This is a genomic window from Streptomyces sp. NRRL S-920 (assembly GCF_000717945.1).
Taxonomy (GTDB): domain Bacteria; phylum Actinomycetota; class Actinomycetes; order Streptomycetales; family Streptomycetaceae; genus Streptomyces; species Streptomyces alboniger.
The window spans coordinates 217834-237252 of the sequence record NZ_JODF01000005.1 but is presented as its reverse complement, the minus strand read 5'-3'; the positions used below and the strand labels follow the sequence as shown (position 1 = coordinate 237252).

Here is a 19419-nt window from a genome sequence, read left to right as displayed (position 1 = left end):
GGGAACTGCGCGAGCAACCAAAAACAGCCCCGCACCCGGGAGAAGCCCCAGCCAGGCAGACTGGACGGCCCCCCGCCCAGAGGCCTCAGGCCAGATAATCCCGCCCGAGATTCTCCGCCAGCTCCTCCAGAATCGGCCCCGCCTCAGCAATGCACCGAGCCACATCCGGCTCGATGTCGGTCAGCGCATACGCCCGCCGGATCCCGGCCTTGCCGAGGGCCTCCGGGGGCAGCGCGAGGCGGCCGCAGACCGCGACGACGTCGACGCCCGCGGCACGGGCCGCCGAGGCCACCCCGGCCGGCGCCTTGCCGTGCAGGGTCTGCTCGTCCAGCGAGCCCTCGCCGGTGATCACGAGCGTGGCCCGCTCCAGCGCGGGCGCGAAGCCGAGGACGTCCAGCATGACCTCGATGCCCGGCCTGAAGCTCGCCCCGAGCCCGACGAGCGCGCCGTAACCGATGCCGCCCGCGGCGCCCGCGCCCGGGGACTGCGCGTACTCGGCGGCCTTGGGGCCGATGGACTTCTCCAGGACCGCGGCGAAGTGGGCGAGCGCCGCGTCCAGCTCGGCGACGTCCTCCGGGGAGGCCCCCTTCTGCGGGCCGTACACCGCGGGCGCGCCCTTCGGCCCGGTCAGCGGGTTGTCGACGTCGCTGGCGAGGACGATCTCCACGTCCTTCAGACGCGGGTCGAGGCCCGACAGATCGGCGGTGGCCAGCTCCTTGAGCGGCCCGCCGCCCGGCCCGACCGGCTCGCCGTCCGCGTCCAGGAAGCGCGCGCCGAGCGCGGCCAGCATGCCGGCGCCGCCGTCGGTCGTGGCGCTGCCGCCGACGCCGAAGACGATGGTGCGGGCGCCCGCGTCGAGCGCGGCGCGGATCAGCTCTCCGGAGCCGTACGTCGTGGAGGTGAGCGGCGCGAAGACGCCCTCGGGGAGCAGCTGGAGGCCCGAGGCCTCGGCCATCTCCACCACGGCCGTGCCGTCCTTGAGGGCGTACGCGGCCGTCACCTCGTCGCCGAGCGGTCCCGTGACGGTGACGTCCCGACGCTCGAAGCCGCCCGCGACGGCCGCGGCGACCGTGCCGTCACCGCCGTCGGCGACCGGCAGGGCCTCGACCGTCACCTCGGGGGCCGCGCGGTGGAGCCCGGCCGTCACCCGCTCGGCGACCTGCACGGCCGTGAGCGAGCCCTTGAACTTGTCCGCGGCGATGAGCACGTGCCGCGCCTGCTCGCGCCGCTCCTGCTGCTCGCGTCCCGCCGTCCTTGCAGCGTCCGCCACCTTGCATTCCCCTTGCTTCCGGCCTTGCTCGTGTCAAGGCAGTCGCGCCGCTGCGACCATAACCGCAGATAGGGCTCCCTGCCCAGGGGAATGATCGATCAGCCGGCGCCCCGGGCGGCCGGACCCCGACCCGACGGCTCGGTCCGGCGTTACCCTTCCCCGATGACCACTCAGGACTTCGCCGCATACATCGCGGGCCTCCCTCGCGTGATCGTCGGGGCCGCGGCCCTCTTCCGGGACGCGGAGGGCCGCGTCCTTCTCGTGGAGCCCAACTACCGCGAGGGCTGGGCGCTGCCCGGCGGGACCGTGGAGTCGGACGACGGGGAGACACCGCGCCAGGGGGCGCGCAGGGAGACGGTCGAGGAGATCGGCCTCGACCTCACGCTCGGGCCGCTCCTCGCGGTGGATTGGGTGCCGCCGGGGGCCGAGGGGACGCGGCCGCCGCTGGTGGCATATCTGTACGACGGCGGGGTGCTGGACGACGAGCAGCTGAAGTCGATCAGGTTGCAGGAGGAGGAGTTGCTCTCCTGGCGCCTGGCGGCCCGGGAGGAGCTGGCGGAGCTGCTGCCGGGGGCGCTGGGCCGCCGGGTCTCGGCCGCGCTCGACGTGCTGGCGCGCGGCGAGGGGACCGCCGAGCTGGAGAACGGGCACCGGGTCGCCTGACCCGGCGCCCGCAAGGATGAGGATCCGCGCGAGCCCGCGGGTCAGCTCCGCGTGAGCCCGCGGGTCAGAAGAGGTACGCGCTTTCTCCGCCGCCCGTGGCCCCGCCCTCGAAGGCCAGCAGCCGCTGTTTGCGCTCGAGGCCGCCGCCGTACCCCGTCAGGCTGCCGTTGGCGCCGACGACGCGATGGCAGGGGACGATGACACCGATCGGGTTCTTGCCGTTGGCGAGGCCGACCGCGCGGGAGGCGCCGGGCTTGCCGAGGATCTCCGCGAGTTCGCCGTACGTACGGGTCTCGCCGTAGGGGATCCTCCGCAGCGCGTCCCAGACCGTGCGCTGGAACGGCGTGCCGTCGAGCCGCAGCGGCAGGTCGAACTCCTTCAGCTCCCCCGCGAAGTAGGCCGCCAGTTGGCTGCTCACCTCGCCGAAGGGCGCCGGGTCACGGTCGCCGAAGGTCTCCTCCGCCGGCCGGTGCCGCTGGTCGGTCATGTAGAGACCGCTGAGGACGCCGTCGGTGGCGACGAGGGTGAGCGGCCCGTAGGGGCTGTCGATGAGGGTGTGCAGGCGTTGCATGGATGTCCGTTTCCGTCCCTGGTACGGGGATGAGGTTCCCTCACGGGGCTGACGAAGTGCTGGCACGGCGCTGACGTGGTGCTGACGCGGGGCCGACGGCTACGCGGGAATGACGTTGATGGGGTGGGCGTCGGTGGCCCACAGGTACTGCACCGCGTACGCCCGCCAGGGCCGCCAGTCGGCGGCGCGCGCGGTGAGCGCGGCCGGGGTGTGCGGCAGGCCAAGCTCCTTCGCGGCACGCCGGATGCCGAGGTCGGAGGGGAGGAAGGCGTCGGGGTCGCCGAGCGCCCGCATGGCGATGATCTCGACCGTCCAGGGCCCGAATCCGGGCAGCTCGGTGAGGCGGGCCCGGGCCTCGTCCCAGCCGCTCTCCGCGCCGAGCCCGAGGCTGCCGTCGGCGAGGTGGCGTACGAGCGTGGTCAGCGTGGTGCGGCGGCTGCGGGGCAGGGCCAGCGACTCCGGGTCGAGCGCGGCGAGGGCCTCGGGGGCGGGGAAGAGGTGGGTGAGGCCGCCCTCGGGGTCCTCGACGCGCTCGCCGTGCGCGGTCACCAGGCGTGCGGCGTGGGTGCGGGCGGCGGCCGTGGAGACCTGCTGCCCGAGGACGGCGCGTACGGCGAACTCGGCCTCGTCGACCGTGCGCGGCACCCGCCGCCCCGGGGCCTTGTCGACGAGCGGCGCGAGCAGCGGGTCGCTCCTGAGCCGGCCGTCGACGGCGGCCGGATCGGCGTCCAGGTCGAGCATGCGGCGGCAGCGGCTGATGGCGATGGTCAGATCGCGCGGGTCGGTGAGGCTCAGGCGGCAGCCGATGTGGTCGGGGTGCGGGGTGAGGGCGACGACGCCGTGCCCGTAGGGGAGGTTCAGGGTGCGGCGGTACGCCCCGTCGCGCCACTCCTCGACGCCCGGTACGCCGGTCGCGATGAGGTGCCCGAAGAGGTTGTCGGGGTTGAGCGGGGCGCGGAACGGCAGCCGCAGCGAGAGCACGCCGGGCGTGGCGGGCGCCGCCCCGGCCGGTTTGAGCGCGCGGGCGCGCAGCTCCCCGGGGGCGACGGCGAAGACCTCGCGCACGGTTTCGTTGAAGGTGCGGAGGGAGGAGAACCCGGCGGCGAAGGCGATCTCCGCCATGGGCAGCGCGGTCGTCTCGATGAGCAGCCGCGCGGTCTGGGCGCGCTGGGCGCGGGCGAGCGCGAGGGGGCCCGCGCCCAGTTCGGTGCGGAGCTGGCGCTCCACCTGGCGGGCGCTGTAGCCGAGGCGGGCGGCGAGGCCGGGGACGCCTTCGCGGTCGACGACGCCGTCGGCGATCAGGCGCATGGCGCGGGCGACGAGGTCGGCCCGCTGGTTCCACTCGGGCGAGCCGGGGCTGCTGTCCGGACGGCACCGCTTGCAGGCCCGGAAGCCGGCCTGCTGGCAGGCGGCGGCGCTCGGGTAGAAGGTCATGTTCTCGGCCTTGGGCGGCACGACCGGGCAGCTGGGGCGGCAGTAGATGCGGGTGGTGACGACGGCCGTGAAGAACCAGCCGTCGAAGCGGGCGTCCTTCGACTGAACCGCGCGTACACAGCGTTCGGTGTCGGTGTGCATGTGCTCAAGCATCGCGGACTCCCCCGGCCATGACTGGCGAGAATCCGACATCAACCTCGCGCTGCCAGGACCGCCGCGCTAGCCATCCGCGGCGGCCAGCGCCTTGGCGAACGCGTCGTAGGCCGCCTGGTCGAAGAGCACGAACCGCACCTCGTCGAAGAGCGCGGGGTCGGCGGCCTCCCGCACGGTGCGCACGGCGACGCGGGCGGCGTCGTCGAGCGGCCAGCGGTAGACCCCCGTGGAGATCGCGGGGAAGGCGACGGTGCGCGCGCCCAGCTCGGCGGCGACCCGCAGCGCCTCGCGGTGGCAGGAGGCGAGCAGCTCGGAGCGGTCCTCCGTGGCGGACCAGACGGGGCCCACGGTGTGGATCACATGCCGGGCGTCGAGCTTTCCGGCGACGGTGGCCACGGCCCGGCCGGTGGGCAGCCCCTTGGGAAGGGAGGCGCGCAGGCGGCGGCAGTCGGCGAGGATCTCGGGGCCGCCGCGCCGGTGGATGGCGCCGTCGACGCCGCCGCCGCCGAGGAGCGAGGAGTTGGCGGCGTTGACGAGGGCGTCGACGCGCTGGCGCGTGATGTCGTCCTGGACGAGCGTGATGGACACGGTCACGGGATCATCCTCACGGGACGCCGGGTCTCACGCATCGCGGAGCCTCTTCCACACGGCCTTGGCGGCGTTGTGCCCGGACATGCCGTGGACGCCGGGGCCCGGGGGTGTGGCGGACGAGCAGATGAAGACCGCCGGGTGCTTCGTCCCGTACGGGAAGAGGGAGAGCTTGGGGCGCAGGAGCAGTTGCAGTCCGCTCGCGGCGCCGCAGGCGATGTCGCCGCCCACGTAGTTGGCGTTGCGCTCGGCGAGTTGGGGCGGGCCTGCCGTGGCGCGGGCGAGGACGCGGTCGCGGAAGCCGGGTGCGAAGCGCTCCAGCTGCCGCTCGATGGCGTCGGTCAGGTCGCCGTCCCAGCCGTTCGGGACGTGGCCGTAGGCCCAGAAGACGTGCTTGCCCTCGGGGGCGCGGGAGGGGTCGGCGACGCTGGGCTGCACGGTGATCAGGAACGGCGCGTCGGGCGCGCGCCCCTCGCGCGAGGCGGCGCGCAGCGCGGCGCCGATCTCCTCGCTGCTCGCGCCGATCTGCACGGTCCCGGCCGACCGGGGCTCCTCGGCGGTCCAGGGGACGGGGCCGTCGAGTGCGTAATCGATCTTGAAGGCGCTGGCCCCGTACCGATAGCGGGCGTAGGCGTCGCCGAGTCCGGCGATGCGGGCGAGCGCGGTCGGCGAGGTGTCGAAGACGTAGGCGCGGGCGGGGGGCAGGTCGTCGAGGCGCTTGACCTCGTAGTCCGTGTGGACGGAGCCGCCGAGGTCCTTCAGATACGCGGTGAGCGCGTCGGAGATGGACTGCGAGCCGCCGCGCGCGAGCGGCCAGCCGCGGGCGTGGGCGGCCAGGGCGAAGACCATGCCGACGCCGCCGGTGACGATGCCGTCGAGCGGCGCGATGACGTGCGCGACGAGCCCGGCGAACAGCGCGCGGGCCCGGTCCTCGCGGAAGCGCCGCATCAGCCACGTCGACGGGGGCAGCCCGGCGAGGCCGAAGCGGGCGAGGGTGATGGGGTCGCGCGGCAGCGAACTCATCGGCAGGGACATGAAGTCCCGCAGCAGGACGTCCCACTTGGGGAGGAAGGGCTCTACCAGGCGCCGGTAGGTCCCGGCGTCGCGCGGCCCGAAGGAGGCCGCCGTCTCGGCGACGGAGCGGGAGAGCACGGCGGCGCTGCCGTCCGGGAAGGGGTGCGCCATGGGCAGCGGGGCGTGCAGCCACTCGAGGCCGTACCGCTCCAGGGGCATGGCGCGGAATGCCGGGGAGTTGATGCCCAGCGGATGGGCGGCGGAGCAGGGGTCGTGCCGGAAGCCGGGGAGTGTCAGCTCCTCGGTGCGGGCCCCGCCCCCCACGGTGCTCTTGGCCTCGAACACGGCCACGGAGAAGCCGCGGCGGGCCAGCTCGACGGCGGCGGTCAGGCCGTTCGGCCCCGCCCCCACGATGACGGCATCAAGCATCGACGGCACCTTCGGACTCCTTCGTCAGCCGATGGCCTCTGCCGCACAGGATAGGCCGGGGCTCTGACACCTCGGTCGCCGCGGTGGCCCCGCGGCGGTGCCGGCCCGGACGCGGCCGCTCGGGCCGACCGCTCAAGCCGACTGCTCGGGCCGACTGCTCGGGCCGACTGCTCAAGCCGTCTCTCAGGCCCCGCTCGCGAGAAGGCCCACCACGCGCCGGGCCGTCGCCGCGTCGCGCGCCGCGGTGAACGGCAGCGCGTTCCCCCCGCCGATGCGGAACGGCTCGCCCGTCAGCGTCATGGAGGCGCCCCCGGCCTCGGCGACGAGCAGCAGCCCCGCGGCGTGGTCCCAGGCCAGCTCCCACGAGAAGGCGACGGCGTCCAACTCCCCCTTCGCCACGGCGAGATACTCAAGGCCCGCCGAACCGCACGGCCGGGGCCGCACGCCGTCCGCCCGCAGGCCGAGCAGCGCCCGCTTCTGCTCCTCCGTGGTGAAGTCCGGGTGGGAGGTGGCGACTTCGAGGTCCTGCCCGGCCTCGGGCGCGCCCGACACCAAGGGCTGCCCGTCCAGCCAGGCACCCTTGCCGCGTACGGCCACGGCGAGCTGGTCCAGCGCCGGGGCGTACGTCCAGGACGCCAGCACCTCTCCGCCCACCGCGAGGGCGACGAGCATGCAGAAGCCGGGGTCGCCCTGCACGAACTGCCGCGTCCCGTCCACGGGGTCGACTATCCACACGGGAGCATCGCCGCGTATCGCCTCGTACGTCGACGGGTCGGCGTGCACCGCTTCCTCGCCCACGACGACGGAGCCCGGCAGCAGGGCGGCCAGGTCCGCCGTCAGCAGCTCCTCGGCGCGGCGGTCGGCCACGGTCACCATGTCGTGCGGGCCGCTCTTCTCCACCACGTCGCCCTCGGCGAGCTGGCGGAACCGGGGGGTCACCTCGGCCGCCGCCGCCTTCCGGAGGGCCTCCTCCACGTCGCGTACGCCCTGCGTCAGAAACTCTTCGATCATGCGTCCATGAGAGCACGCCCCGCTGACATCCCGTACGCCTCGGGTGAACGGTTGCTTGTGACTACGTGAATACCGGGTTCGGCCCAGCCGCCCCCGCGGACTCAGCGGCCGACCGCGTACCCCTGCATCCCCCGGGGATTGGCCGCCGCCGACAGCACCCCGCTCTGCGGGTCCCGCGCCACCGCGCACAGCCGGCCCTCCGTCCACGCGCCCCCCACCAGCACCTCGTGCCCCCGCCGCCGCAACCCGGCCACCACCTCCGGGGCCATCCGGGACTCCACCGTCACGCTCCCGGGCCGCATGGCCCGGGGGTGGAAGGAAGCGGGAAAGCTGTCCGTGTGCCAGCTGGGCGCGTCGATCGCGCCTTGCAGGTCGAGGCCGCCCTGGGCCGGGGGCCGCAGCGCCACCCCCAGGAAGAAGTGCGTCTGCCACTGGTCCTGCTGATCGCCCCCGGGCGACCCGAAGGCCATGACCGGGACCCCGTCCCTCAGCGCCAGCGACGGCGTCAGCGTGGTCCGGGGCCGCCTGCCCGGCGTGAGCGAGTTCGGCAGCCCCTCCTCCAGCCACGCCATCTGAAGCCGCGTACCCAAGGGGAAGCCGAGTTCCGGCACGACGGGGTTGGACTGGAGCCAGCCGCCGCTGGGTGTGGCAGAAAGCATGTTCCCCCAGCGGTCGACGACGTCGACGTGACAGGTGTCCCCGCGCGTCGCGCCGTCCGCGGCCACGGTCGGCTCGCCGCCCCCCGCGGCCGCGACCGCGACCGCACCGCCGTCCCCCGAGACCGAGGACACCGCGAGCGCGTGCGAGGAGAGCCGGGGCTCCCGCCCGCCGGGCGAGCCGGGCCGCAGCTCGTACGAGGCGTCGTCCCCGATCAGCTTCCGCCGTCGCGCGTTGTACTCCTCGGAGAGCAGCTCACGGACCGGCACCGACCCGGCGCCGCCCTCCCCGGCGTCGCCGTACCAGGCCTCCCGGTCCGCCATGGCGAGCTTGCAGCCCTCGATCAGGAGGTGGACGTAGTCCTCCGACCCGTACGCGGGAAGCTCCGTGGAGTCCTGGGGCAGCAGCGCGAGCTGCTGGAGGAAGGCGGGGCCCTGGCTCCAGGGCCCGGCCTTGCACAGGGTCCAGCCGTTCCAGTCGTACGTGACCGGGTCCTCGTACCGCGCGGACCAGCCCCGCAGGTCTTCTGCCGAGAGCGTCCCCGCGTGCCGCTCACCGCTCGTGTCCATGGTGGGCCGCCCGGCCTGCCGCACGAGCGCCTCGGCGATGAACCCGCCGCGCCACACTTCGCGCGCGGCGTCGATGACGTCGGTGCGTGACCTGCCGGGCGCCTCGGCCTCCGCCAGGAGCCGCCGCCATGTCGCGGCGAGTGCCGGATTGCGGAACAGCTGGCCGGTGCGGGGCGGTTCACCGCCGTCGGGGCCCGCGCGGAGATAGATCTCCGCGGACGAGGGCCACTCCTCCTCGAAGAGCTGCCGTACCGTCGCGACGACTGCTCCGACGCCTTCGACGGGCGCGTGGCCGTCCTCGGCGTACCCGATGGCGTACGCGAGGACGTCGGCGAGGGATTTCGTGCCGTGGTCCCGCAGCAGCACCATCCACGCGTCGAAGGCGCCGGGCACGGCCGCGGCGAGCGGCCCGGTGCCGGGCACCAACTCAAGCCCGAGGGAACGGTAGTGGGCCACGGTGGCCGCGGCGGGCGCGGGCCCCTGGCCGCAGAGCACGCGCACGTCACCGCCCGCGGGCGCGAGGATGATCGGGACCTCGCCCGCGGGCCCGTTGAGGTGGGGCTCGACGACGTGCAGGACGAAACCCGCGGCGACCGCGGCGTCGAAGGCGTTGCCTCCGTCCTCCAGCACGGCCATCGCGGACTGGGAGGCGAGCCAGTGGGTGGACGACACCATGCCGAAGGTGCCCTGGAGTGTGGGGCGCGTCGTGAACATGCTCAGCAGGCTAGGGCCTGTCCGGCGGATGGAGGCCGTGTTCGAGTGACGGACATCCTTCGGCGGGTCAGTCGATGCCCCTGGCCCGCTTGAACCGGCCCAGCCCGTCGGCGAGTTCGAGGAGCGGCTCGGGGTAGTCGTAGCGCTCCCTCTCCCTGCCCGGCAGCTTCCACGGCTCGTGGACCGCGGCGCCGGGCAGCCCGGCGAGTTCGGGCACCCAACGACGTACGTAGGCCCCGTCGGGGTCGTAGCGCTTGGCCTGGAGGACGGGGTTGAGGACCCGGTTGGGCCGGCTGTCCGTGCCGGTGCCCGCCATCCACTGCCAGTTGAGCTGGTTGTTGGCGATGTCCCCGTCGACCAGCAGCCGTTGGAAGTGGCGGGCGCCCACCCGCCAGTCGACGTACAGGGTTTTGGTCAGGAAGCTCGCGGTCAGCAGCCTGCCCCGGTTGTGCATCCAGCCCTCGTGCAGCAGCTGCCGCATGGAGGCGTCGATGATCGGGTATCCCGTACGGCCTTCTTGCCACGCCAGGATGTCCTGCGCCGCCGACTCCTGCGAGCGCCAGCGGTCGCCGCGCGTGCGGTAGTCGGCGGACGCCGTCCGCGGTCTGGCGGCGAGCACCTGGTGGTGGAAGTCGCGCCAGCACAGCTGTCTGACGAAGTCCTCGGCGCCCGGGGTCGCCCGCGCGCGGGCGTGGTGGACGAGTTCGGCGCAGGACAGGGTGCCGAAGTGCAGATGCGGCGAGAGCTTGGAGGTGGCGTCGCCCGCGAGGTCGTCGTGGCGCTCGCCGTACCGGTCGATGCCGTCGCGCAGCCACGCCTTCCAGCGCTTCCTGCCCTCGCTCTCCCCGCCGCGCGCCAGCCCCGGCGAGGTGCCGGTGATGTCGTCGCGGGCGGGGAGGGGCTGGGAGCGGACGTGGTCGGGGACGCGCACGGTGCGCGGGGCGCCGAGGACCGCCCGTACGCCCTGGGCGGACCAGCGGCGGAGGTAGGGGGTGAAGACGGCGAAGTGGTCGGAGTTGGTGGGGGTGACGGCGCCGGGCGGGAGCGCGGTGATCACGGCGTCGTGGACGTGCAGCCGGTGGCCGTCCGCCGCCAGCGCCTCGCGCAGCCGCCGCTCGCGGCCCTGCGCGTACCGGCTGACGCCGGCCGCCATGTGGACCTCGTCGGCGTCCGCCTCCTTCATGACGGCCCGCACCTCGTCGACGGGGTCACCGGCGCGCACCACCAGGCGCCCGCCCCGGTCGCGCAGCCGCCGGTCGAGGTCGGTGAGGCAGTCGGCGAGGAACGCCCGGCGGTTCGGGCCCGCGAAGCCGGTGCCGTCGATGGCGGGGTCCCGGACGAAGAGCGGCACCACGGCGTCCGCGCGGGCGAGCGCGGCGCGCAGCGGCGGATGGTCGTGCACGCGCAGGTCGGAGGTGTACAGGACGACCGAGACAGTCATGGCGCTACTCCTGGGAGGCCGGTACCGGCGGCGTGGAGCCGGTGCCGTCGGTGGTGAGGGCGGCCTCCCTCGACGCCGCCTTGGCGATGTTGCGGGCCATGCCGCCGAACACCACGGCGTGGAACGGCGAGACGCTCCACCAGTAGGCGTGGCCGAGCAGCCCGTGCGGGTGGAAGAGCGCCCGCTGCCGGTAGCGGGCGCGGCCCTCGGCGTCCTGGTCGGCGCGCATCTCCAGCCAGGCCAGGCCGGGCAGCCGCATCTCCGCCCGCAGCCGCAGCAGGCGGCCCCGCTGGATCTCCTCGACCCGCCAGAAGTCGAGGGAGTCACCGACCCGCAGCCGTGCGGCGTCCCGGCGGCCGCGGCGCAGCCCCACACCGCCGACGGCCCGGTCCAGCCAGCCCCGCACGGCCCAGGCCAGCGGGAAGGAGTACCAGCCGTTCTCGCCGCCGACGCCCTCGATGATCCGCCAGAGGTCCTGCGGCGGGGCGTCGACGGTGATCTCCCGCCGGTCGGTGTAGAGGCTGCCGCCCGCCCAGTCGGGGTCGGTGGGCAGCGGGTCGCTCGGGGCGCCGGGCAGCGCGGCCGACGACCAGCGGGTGACGACCTGCGCCTCCTTCACCCGCCGCAGCGCGAGCTTCAGCGCGTCGTCGAAGGAGATCGGGGTGCCGGGCGGGTCGGGCACGTACCGCGCGATGTCGTGCTCGTCGCAGACCACCTCGTGCCGCAGTGACTCCGCGAGGGGCCGGGCCAGGGCGCGGGGCACCGGGGTCACCAGGCCGATCCAGAGGCTGGAGAGGCCGGGGCTGAGCATGGGGACGCGCACGATGAGACGGTGCGGCAGCGACGCGACGGTCGCGTACCGCCGCATCATCTGTTCGTAGGTGACGACGTCGGGGCCGCCGATGTCGAAGGCGCGGTTCACGTCGGAGGGCATGCGTGCGCTGCCGACGAGGTAGCGCAGGACGTCGCGTACGGCGATGGGCTGCACGCGCGTGCCGACCCAGCTGGGCGTGACCATGACCGGCAGCCGTTCGGTGAGGTACCGGAGCATCTCGAAGGAGGCGGAGCCGGAGCCGATGATGACGGCCGCGCGCAGCACGGTGGCCGGGACCTCGGCGCGCAGGAAGATCTCGCCGACCTCCGCCCTGGAGCGCAGGTGGGGCGAGAGTTCTCGGGGCGGTACGTCCGAGGGGGTGAGGCCGCCGAGGTAGACGATGCGGCGCACCCCGGCCGCGCGGGCCTGTTCCGCGAAGTTCTGGGCGGCCTTGCGGTCGGTCTCCTCGAAGCGTGAGCCGGTGGCCAGGGCGTGTACCAGGTAGTACGCCACGTCGATGCCGCGCATCGCTTCGGCCAGCGAGTCGGCGTCGGTGACGTCACCTCGTACCACCTCGGCGCGGGGCGCCCAGGGGTGGTCGCGCAGCTTCTCGGGCGTGCGGGCCAGGCAGCGCACGCGGTATCCCGCGTCGAGGAGTTCGGGGACGAGGCGGCCGCCGATATAGCCCGTCGCCCCGGTCACCAGGACGCGCGGGCCCGGCTCGGCGCCCTGTCCGGCGTGCACGCTCATCGGTTCCTCCACCCGCTCGCCCTCACTCTCGGCCCCATCCCTCTGTCCCATCTGTCTGCCCCCTCCCTCTGCCCCATCTTCCGCCCGACCGGACATTCCGGCACTCGGCTAGCGTTGGGGACGATTCGGAATCGTGAGCGAGGGCGACGCGCCCCGCGGGCTTGGAGGAAGCACGGTGCACGGTGAGTACAAGGTCCCCGGCGGAAAGCTCGTCGTGGTGGATCTGGACGTCGAGGGCGGCGAGCTGCGGCGCACGCGCGTGGCCGGCGACTTCTTCCTCGAACCGGACGAGGCGCTCGACGCGATCAACGGCGCGCTGGACAGCTCCCCCGCCGACACGGACGCCGCGGGCCTCGCCGCCCGCATCGACGCCGCGCTCCCCGAGGACACCGTGATGTACGGCCTGACGTCGGAGGGCATCGGGATCGCCGTGCGCCGCGCCCTCGCGCACGCGACGGACTGGACCGACTACGACTGGCAGCTCGTGCACGAGGGGCCGCAGCCGCCCGCCCTGCACATGGCCCTGGACGAGGTGCTGACGCAGGAGGTCGCGGCGGGCCGCCGCCCGCCGACGCTGCGGGTGTGGGAGTGGGGCGCCCCGTCAGTGATCATCGGCAGCTTCCAGTCGCTGGCCAACGAGGTCGATCCGGAAGGGGCGGCCCGGCACGGGATCGATGTCGTACGCCGCATCTCGGGCGGCGGCGCGATGTTCGTGGAGCCGGGCAACACCATCACGTACTCGCTCTCCGTGCCCGACGCCCTCGTGCAAGGGCTCTCCTTCCAGGACAGCTACGCCTATCTCGACGACTGGGTGCTCGCCGCCCTCGCCGACATGGGCATCAAGGCGTGGTACCAGCCGCTCAACGACATCGCGACGGACGCGGGGAAGATCGCGGGCGCCGCGCAGAAGCGCGTGGTGGGGCCCGGTGGCGGCCCGGGAGCCGTCCTGCACCACGTGACGATGTCCTACGACATCGACGCCGACAAGATGCTCGAAGTGCTCCGCATCGGCAAGGAGAAGCTGTCCGACAAGGGCACCAGGAGCGCCAAGAAGCGGGTGGACCCGTTGCGCCGCCAGACCGGTCTGCCGCGCGAGACCGTCATCGACCGCATGATCGACTCCTTCCGCTCCCGCTACGGCCTCACCCGGGGCGAGGTCACCGACGCCGAACTGGCCCGGGCTCAGGATCTCGTACGCACCAAGTTCGGTACGGCCGAGTGGACGGCCCGGGTGCCCTGATCGTCGTCGGGGCCGCGCTGCCAGGCGGTCGTGCCGAGCATGCCGGTCTCGCCGATGTCGAGGCCGCCGTCCGGCTCGATGGTCTGGCGCGCCGCGCCCTTGGCGGGGCCGATCTCCACGTAGACGCCGCTGCCCGCTTTGGTGGACGCGTCCACGGCGGAGTACCGCCACACCAGTGAGGTGTACGCGGACTGCCCCGGCCGCAGCTTGACGCGGCTCGGGCCCGGGTCGTCCATGGTGGTGACCGGCTCGGTCCCCTTGAGCACCGTCACGTCGAAGAGCTGCCGGTCGAGGCCGCGGACGCGGATGTCGGGGTAGCCGTTGAGTTCGCGGACCCCCTTGCCGCAGTTGGTCAGCGTCACCGACATCGCGCGCAGTCCCATCGCGGCCGTCACCATGCCCGGGGACATGCTCACGCCCGACTTCGGGCAGGACGGTGTGCTGGGGGCCGCGGACGGTGGAGTGTCGGGGCCGAGCGAGAGGTCGGTGGGCGGAGCCGGGTCGGCCGGCTCGGGCTGTGACGCCCCGGGATTCGGCTCGCGCTCCGGGTTCGCCTCCCGGTCCAGCTCCGCGGAGAGTCCGCATCCGGAGATGAGCAGGGCGGCCACAAAGAGGGCCGCGGCCCGCTTGAGCGGCCGCGGCCGCTCCCCCGACCCCGTCCCGGGTCCCGGTCTCCCCTCGGGGGCCTGTCCTTGCCTCGGTATGACGGTCACTCAGGGATCATGTCATGGCCCAAGCCAGCCACTCATTTCGGTCGATACCGGACCCGCTACGGCCCCGCACGCCTCGTGAACCGCCGAAGAGAGGGGCGCGGGCGGGTTACGCCCGATGAGCCGCCGCAGTAACATACATACATGCATGTAGGTGTTGAGCGGGTCACCCAAGCAGAGCGCCGGGCCCGCACGCGCGGCGCGATCCTGGCCTCGGCCACCCGGGGCCTGTCCCGCTACGGCTACGGGAACCTCGTACTCGAACAGGTGGCGCGCGAGGCGGGCTACACCCGCGGCGCGCTCTACCACCAGTTCAAGGACAAGCAGGATCTGACGCTGGCCGTGATCCAGTGGATCGGCGAGACCTGGATGGAGGAGGTCGGGCCCCTCATCGAGCGGGAACGGCACCCCGTCGCGGCCCTGCTCACCCTGGCGCGCGGCCACGCCGTCTACTGCCGGCGCAACGGCGCCCGGGTGGCGACCGCGCTCCGCCTGGAGTTCAGCGGCCAGGACCACCCCGTCGGGCACGAGATCGAGCGGGCCTACGAAAACCTCGTCACGCGCTGCGAAAACCTCATCGGCGCGGCGCGGGACGCGGGCGCGATCCCGCCCGGCCCACCGGTCCGCACCCTCGCCCTGGCCTTCGTCGGCGCGCTCGACGGCACGGTGATCGCCCTGTCCGGCCAGGAACCGCACGACGAGCTGCTCGCCGTCCGCGCCGTCGCGGGCGTCCTCGGCATCGATCCCCGCTCGTACCCGCCCACCGAAGCCACGACCGACCCCACGGAGGCACCGTCATGAAGCTCCCGAACAGCGCGCACACGTCACGGCCCTGGCGGATACACGAGATCACCCGCGACTTCCGCCTGTACGACGTGTGGGCGCTGCCGACGCCGGGCGGGCCCGGTGACTTCCCGCTGCTGATCCAGGACACCGTCAAGGGCGATACGTCGCAGAGCCCGTCCCGCGTCTCCCGCGCCCTCTTCGCGATCCGCTGGAAGCTCGGGAAGCTCTTCGGCTGGGACGACCCGGGCTCCGGTGTCGGATCGCGCGTCCCGACGCTGCGCGACCGGCTCCCCGCGGACCTGCGCGAGGGTCCGGCGGGACCGGAGTTCGAGTCCCTGCCCTTCACCTCGGTCTATCTGCGGGACGACGAATGGGCCTCGGAGCTGGGCAACCGGACCGTCCACGGGGTGATGCACCTGAGCTGGGTGCCGGACGGCAAGGGCGGCTTCCGGGGCCAGATGGCCGTCCTGGTGAAGCCCAACGGGCTCTTCGGGAAGGCCTACATGGCCGCGATCGCCCCGTTCCGGCATCTGCTCGTGTATCCGCAGCTCATGCGGGAGATCGAACAGAAGTGGCAGGCGCACGCCCGGTAGCCTGAACCGCATGAGCCCGGAGCCGTTCGACCCCGACCTGCTGCCCGGGTGGGAAGTCGCCCGCCCGCGCGGCGGCACGCCGTTCGACGGCGTGGACGTGGCCGGGTTCCGCGACCGGAACGCCATGGGCCTCGACTCGTGGGTACTCCCCCAGCCTGCCGTGACGGTGGTCCTCGAGTTCGGCGGCGACTCCCTCGACGTCGAACAGGCCGACGCGGGTGGGGTGTTGGGCGGCCTCGCCGCCGGTATGTCGCCCGGCCCGACCCACGTCCGCGGGCGGCGCGTCCACTGCGTCGAGGTCCGCCTCTCACCCGTCACGGCATACTCGACGCTGGGCCTCTCCCCCGCCGACCGCGAGGGCCGCGTGATCGACCTGACGGACCTGTGGGGGCGGCAAGAGCAGTACCTGCGCAAGCAGTTGGCGGCCACCCCGGGGTGGGAGGGGCGCTTCGCCCTGCTGAGCGGGTTCCTCGCCGAGCGGGTCGGATCGGGCATGCCGGTGGATCCCGAGGTGGCGGCCGTATGGCGGCACATCGTCGCCCGGCGGGGCCGCGTACGGGTCAACGACCTCGCCCAGTCATGCGGTTGGAGCCGCAAGCGGCTGTGGTCGCGGTTCGGCGCCCAGATCGGGATGACCCCCAAGCGTGCCGCGATGCTCGTCCGCTTCGACCGGGCCGCGCGCGCCCTGGCGGCGGGCCGGGACCCCGCCGAGGTCGCGGCGGTGTGCGGCTACGCCGACCAGTCCCATATGCACCGTGATGTACGGGACTTCGCCGGGCGCACGCCGGGTGCCCTCAGCACGCCGGGCGCTCTCAGTGCTCCCGGTACTCTCAACGCTCCGGGCACGTCGACCGCTCCGAGCACCTCAGGAACCCCACGCACCTCAGGAACCCCAGCCGGGGAACATTTCTCCAAGGCCTGAGCCGCCGGGCTCCGCGACGGTGGAGGCATGCGGAATCACGACACGAAGAACACCGAGGCGCCCATCACCGCGAGCGGGCCGCCGGACGCGCCCGCCCTGGTCCTGATCCACGGCCTCGCGGGCTCGGCGGCCTGGTGGGACCCCGTGGTCCCGGCGCTGGCGCGGGCCCACCGCGTGCTCCGCGTCGACCTTCCCGGACACGGCAGGTCGGCGCGGCCGCCTCGGGGCGGTGACGACATCCCCGCCCAGGCCCGCCGGGTCGCCGCCGCCCTGGACGGTCTCGGCGTGGACCGGGCCGCCGTGGCCGGGCACTCGACGGGCGGCCTGGTGGGCACGGCCCTGGCCGAGCAACGGCCCGACCTGGTCGGCGCGTTGGCGCTCATCAACACCGGGCCGAGCCCCGACGCCCATCTCCCGCAGCCCTTTCCCGCCCGCCTCGTCACGGCACCCATAGTCGGCCGGTGGATGTGGCGCGTACGGAACGACGCCGCGATCCGGCGTGGCCTGGACACCGCCGTCGCCCCCGGGACCACCGCGACGGCCCAGAAGTCGCTCGACTATCTCGGCGGGCGTGAACTGACCGCACGGCTGGCCCAGTTGACGGCGCCACTGATGGTGATCTTCGGGACCCGGGACCGCCGCCGGCAGCCCTTCCCCGCCGAGCGTTACCGCGTCGTCCCCGGGCTGCGGCTCGAACTCCTCCCGGGCGTCGGCCACACCCCGATGCTCGAATCCCCGACGCGGACGGCGGAACTGCTCCTCGCGTTCACCTCGTCCCTCAGGCGAGCTGCGGGATGACCGACGCGCCGTACGCGTCGATCACTTCCTCCCGGGCGTCGTGCATCGCGTACAGGGCGAACTGGTCGACCCCCAACTCCTTCAGCTCCCGCAGCCGTTCGAGGTGGGACTCGACCGGGCCGAGGAGGCAGAACCGGTCGACGATCTCATCGGGCACGAAGGCCGTGTCCGGGTTCCCGGCCCGCCCGTGGTGGCTGTAGTCGTAGCCCTCCCGCGCCTTGATGTACTCGGTGAGGGCGCGCGGCACCACGGAGGAGTCCTCGCCGTACCTGGTGACCAGGTCGGCGACGTGGTTGCCGACCATCCCGCCGAACCACCGGCACTGCTCACGGGCGTGCGCGAGGTCCTCGCCGACGTACGCGGGCGCCGCGACGCAGATCTTCACCTCGGCCGGGTCGCGCCCCGCCGCGGCCGCCGCGTCCCGCACGGCCCTCACCATGTACGCGGTCAGATAGGGGTCGGCGAGCTGGAGGATGAACCCGTCCGCCCGCTGCCCGGCGAGCGCGAGCGCCTTGGGGCCGTACGCCGCCATCCACACCGGCAGCTTCCCCTCCCGTACCCAGGGCAGCCGCAGCCGCTGCCCGTCGACGTCCGCCTCGCGCCCCTCGGCGAGGTCGCGGATGACGTCGATCGCCTCGCCGAGCCGGGCCAGCGTGTTGGGCCTGCGGCCCGCGACGCGCATCGCGGAGTCGCCGCGCCCGATGCCGCAGACGGTGCGGTTGCCGTACATGTCGTTGAGCGTGGCGAAGGTGGAGGCGGTGACCTCCCAGGTCCTGGTGCCCGGGTTGGTGACCATGGGGCCCACCGTCAGCCGCGTGGTGTGTTCGAGGATGCGGCTGTAGATCACGAACGGCTCCTGCCACAGAACCGCGGAGTCGAACGTCCAGCCGTAGCGGAAGCCGTTGCGCTCCGCGCGCCGCATGAGTCCGACGACCGCCGACGCGGGCGGGTCCGTTTGCAGCACAAGTCCGAAATCCACAGCGGGGCCTCCTGGTGCACGTGCCGGCTGTCACCTCGGAGGTGATCCGAGAAGGGACAATCGTGGACTTCCCCCCGGCCCTTGGCAAGAGGACCTCGCCGGGTCAGCCGCCGGGCGTGGGGGCGAGTGCGGCCAGGTGGTGGTCGAGGAGTTCGACCTGGCGGTGCGGCGGGAACGCCGGGGCGTCGAGGAGTGCCTGCACGACGAGGCCGAGGACGAAGGCCTGTGCCCCGGCGGCGATGCGGTCGGGGTCGCCGGGGGACAGCTCGCCGAGCCGCTGGGCCTCCGCGATCAGGTCGCGCAGCTTGTCGCGGCTCCGCGCGTACTTGCGGGCGTGGTCGGCGCCCAGTGCGGGGTCGGCGAGCGCGGTGTCCCAGGAGGAGACCCAGACGCGGTTGCTGTCGGTGGCCTCATCCGTCAGCGGCAGGATGTCCAGCAGGGCGGCGCGCACGGCGGACACGCCGGGTCCCGCGGTGCGCCTGGGGCGGGCGGCGGTGCGCCGCTCCAGCAGGTCGAGGGCGTAGGCGACCAGATCGCGCTTGGTGCGGAAGTAGTGGGTGAGCAGGCCGGTGGTGGCGCCGAGTTCGGCGGCGACGGCGCGCATCGTCAGCCCGCCGAAGCCGTGCGCGGCCAGGACCCGCCAGACCGCCTCGGACACATCACGGCGACGGGCTTCGTGATCGCCCTTGGTACGTGGCATGCTGCCACGGTACATAACCGTAACGCTTGTTGTGTGAATGGGGTCCTGATGTTCTCCCTCCCGCTGCGGGACAACGCCCACCTGCGTCCTCTGGAGGTGTGGCACGCCGAAGAGTTCGCCGCCCATCTCGACCGGGCGCGCGAGCACATCCGGCCGTGGGTGGGGAGCGGGTTCATCACCGACGACGTCGACGGCGCCCGGGACACGCTGCGCCGGTACGCCGAGCGCCAGGCCGCGGACGGCGCCCGCCTCTACGGCATCTGGCGGGACGGCACGCTGGTCGGCGGCGTCATGTTCGTATCGTTCGACGCCGCGGCGGGCTCGTGCGAGGCCGGTTGCTGGCTGGAGCCGGCGGCCGAGGGCGACGGCCTGGTCACCGAGGCCTGCCGCACGCTCCTGGACTGGGCGTTCACCACCCGCGGCCTGCACCGCGCCGAGTGGCGCTGCCGGGCCGACAACGCCCGCAGCGCAGCGGTGGCCGAGCGGCTCGGCATGACACTCGAAGGGGTGCAGCGCGAGGCCTGGCCCTATGAGGGCACCCGCTACGACAAGCAGAACTGGGCGGTCCTCGCCACCGAGTGGCGAGCGCGGTAGCGGACAGCGGCGCCCGCCC

The 19419-nt window shown here is 73.7% G+C and carries 19 protein-coding genes; 7 read left to right on the top strand and 12 right to left on the bottom strand.

Annotation, left to right across the window (positions count from 1 at the left end):
• Window positions 1–85 precede the first annotated feature (85 nt).
• A complete protein-coding gene (locus tag IG54_RS0106485; RefSeq protein ID WP_078593756.1) occupies window positions 86–1270 on the bottom strand; it encodes a glycerate kinase in 1185 nt (394 codons plus the stop codon).
• 162 nt (window positions 1271–1432) lie between these two features.
• Between IG54_RS0106485 and IG54_RS0106480 the strand changes: the two genes are divergently transcribed.
• Window positions 1433–1933 carry an NUDIX domain-containing protein gene (locus IG54_RS0106480; RefSeq protein ID WP_030778399.1) on the top strand — a complete coding sequence of 167 codons (501 nt, stop codon included), beginning with the start codon at window positions 1433–1435 and terminating at the stop codon, window positions 1931–1933.
• Window positions 1934–1997: 64 nt separating this feature from the next.
• Here IG54_RS0106480 and IG54_RS0106475 read toward each other — a convergent pair whose 3' ends face one another.
• The 8 genes from IG54_RS0106475 to IG54_RS0106440 all read right to left on the bottom strand — a co-directional run bounded on the left by IG54_RS0106475 (window position 1998) and on the right by IG54_RS0106440 (window position 12078).
• Window positions 1998–2504 carry a methylated-DNA--[protein]-cysteine S-methyltransferase gene (locus tag IG54_RS0106475; protein WP_030778397.1) on the bottom strand — a complete coding sequence of 169 codons (507 nt, stop codon included), beginning with the start codon at window positions 2502–2504 and terminating at the stop codon, window positions 1998–2000.
• A 99-nt stretch (window positions 2505–2603) separates the two neighbouring features.
• Window positions 2604–4079 carry an AlkA N-terminal domain-containing protein gene (locus tag IG54_RS0106470; RefSeq protein ID WP_030778395.1) on the bottom strand — a complete coding sequence of 492 codons (1476 nt, stop codon included), beginning with the start codon at window positions 4077–4079 and terminating at the stop codon, window positions 2604–2606.
• Between the two features lie 78 nt (window positions 4080–4157).
• Window positions 4158–4685: an O-acetyl-ADP-ribose deacetylase gene (locus IG54_RS0106465; protein WP_030778393.1), complete on the bottom strand. Its 528-nt coding sequence runs from the start codon at window positions 4683–4685 to the stop codon at window positions 4158–4160.
• A 27-nt stretch (window positions 4686–4712) separates the two neighbouring features.
• Window positions 4713–6122: a phytoene desaturase family protein gene (locus IG54_RS0106460; RefSeq protein ID WP_030778391.1), complete on the bottom strand. Its 1410-nt coding sequence runs from the start codon at window positions 6120–6122 to the stop codon at window positions 4713–4715.
• Between the two features lie 183 nt (window positions 6123–6305).
• Complete coding sequence (locus IG54_RS0106455) at window positions 6306–7133, bottom strand: inositol monophosphatase family protein (RefSeq protein ID WP_030778389.1); 828 nt, start codon at window positions 7131–7133, stop codon at window positions 6306–6308.
• A gap of 101 nt (window positions 7134–7234) precedes the next feature.
• Entirely contained in the window at window positions 7235–9073 is a 1839-nt protein-coding gene (locus tag IG54_RS0106450; RefSeq protein WP_030778386.1) for a gamma-glutamyltransferase family protein, read from the bottom strand.
• A gap of 67 nt (window positions 9074–9140) precedes the next feature.
• Window positions 9141–10514: a cryptochrome/photolyase family protein gene (locus IG54_RS0106445; RefSeq protein ID WP_030778384.1), complete on the bottom strand. Its 1374-nt coding sequence runs from the start codon at window positions 10512–10514 to the stop codon at window positions 9141–9143.
• A 4-nt stretch (window positions 10515–10518) separates the two neighbouring features.
• Entirely contained in the window at window positions 10519–12078 is a 1560-nt protein-coding gene (locus IG54_RS0106440; RefSeq protein WP_030778382.1) for an SDR family oxidoreductase, read from the bottom strand.
• A 175-nt stretch (window positions 12079–12253) separates the two neighbouring features.
• On the opposite strand from IG54_RS0106440, the gene IG54_RS0106435 reads away from it, so the two are divergent.
• Window positions 12254–13318 (top strand): lipoate--protein ligase family protein, encoded by a 1065-nt coding sequence (locus IG54_RS0106435; RefSeq protein WP_030778380.1) that lies wholly within the window; start codon window positions 12254–12256, stop codon window positions 13316–13318.
• Here IG54_RS0106435 and IG54_RS0106430 read toward each other — a convergent pair.
• A complete protein-coding gene (locus IG54_RS0106430) occupies window positions 13261–14031 on the bottom strand; it encodes a DUF4232 domain-containing protein (protein WP_158708834.1) in 771 nt (256 codons plus the stop codon). The two genes, IG54_RS0106435 and IG54_RS0106430, sit on opposite strands and share 58 nt — an antisense overlap.
• 141 nt (window positions 14032–14172) lie before the next feature.
• On the opposite strand from IG54_RS0106430, the gene IG54_RS0106425 reads away from it, so the two are divergent.
• The 4 genes from IG54_RS0106425 to IG54_RS0106410 are packed head-to-tail and all read left to right on the top strand — an operon-like array spanning window position 14173 to window position 17127.
• Window positions 14173–14829, top strand: coding sequence for a TetR/AcrR family transcriptional regulator (locus IG54_RS0106425; RefSeq protein ID WP_030778375.1), 657 nt, complete (start codon window positions 14173–14175; stop codon window positions 14827–14829).
• Entirely contained in the window at window positions 14826–15407 is a 582-nt protein-coding gene (locus tag IG54_RS0106420; protein ID WP_030778372.1) for a DUF2867 domain-containing protein, read from the top strand. The genes IG54_RS0106425 and IG54_RS0106420 overlap by 4 nt, the downstream gene beginning before the upstream one ends.
• A gap of 10 nt (window positions 15408–15417) precedes the next feature.
• Window positions 15418–16329 carry a helix-turn-helix domain-containing protein gene (locus IG54_RS0106415; RefSeq protein ID WP_063756198.1) on the top strand — a complete coding sequence of 304 codons (912 nt, stop codon included), beginning with the start codon at window positions 15418–15420 and terminating at the stop codon, window positions 16327–16329.
• 27 nt (window positions 16330–16356) lie between these two features.
• A complete protein-coding gene (locus IG54_RS0106410) occupies window positions 16357–17127 on the top strand; it encodes an alpha/beta fold hydrolase (RefSeq protein ID WP_037896513.1) in 771 nt (256 codons plus the stop codon).
• On the opposite strand, the gene IG54_RS0106405 is transcribed toward IG54_RS0106410, so the two are convergent.
• Both IG54_RS0106405 and IG54_RS0106400 read right to left on the bottom strand, forming a co-directional pair.
• Window positions 17108–18106: a TIGR03842 family LLM class F420-dependent oxidoreductase gene (locus IG54_RS0106405; protein WP_030778365.1), complete on the bottom strand. Its 999-nt coding sequence runs from the start codon at window positions 18104–18106 to the stop codon at window positions 17108–17110. The genes IG54_RS0106410 and IG54_RS0106405 overlap by 20 nt on opposite strands.
• 103 nt (window positions 18107–18209) lie before the next feature.
• Window positions 18210–18806: a TetR/AcrR family transcriptional regulator gene (locus IG54_RS0106400; RefSeq protein ID WP_030778363.1), complete on the bottom strand. Its 597-nt coding sequence runs from the start codon at window positions 18804–18806 to the stop codon at window positions 18210–18212.
• Between the two features lie 48 nt (window positions 18807–18854).
• Between IG54_RS0106400 and IG54_RS0106395 the strand changes: the two genes are divergently transcribed.
• Window positions 18855–19400 carry a GNAT family N-acetyltransferase gene (locus IG54_RS0106395; RefSeq protein WP_030778362.1) on the top strand — a complete coding sequence of 182 codons (546 nt, stop codon included), beginning with the start codon at window positions 18855–18857 and terminating at the stop codon, window positions 19398–19400.
• Window positions 19401–19419: the final 19 nt, after the last annotated feature.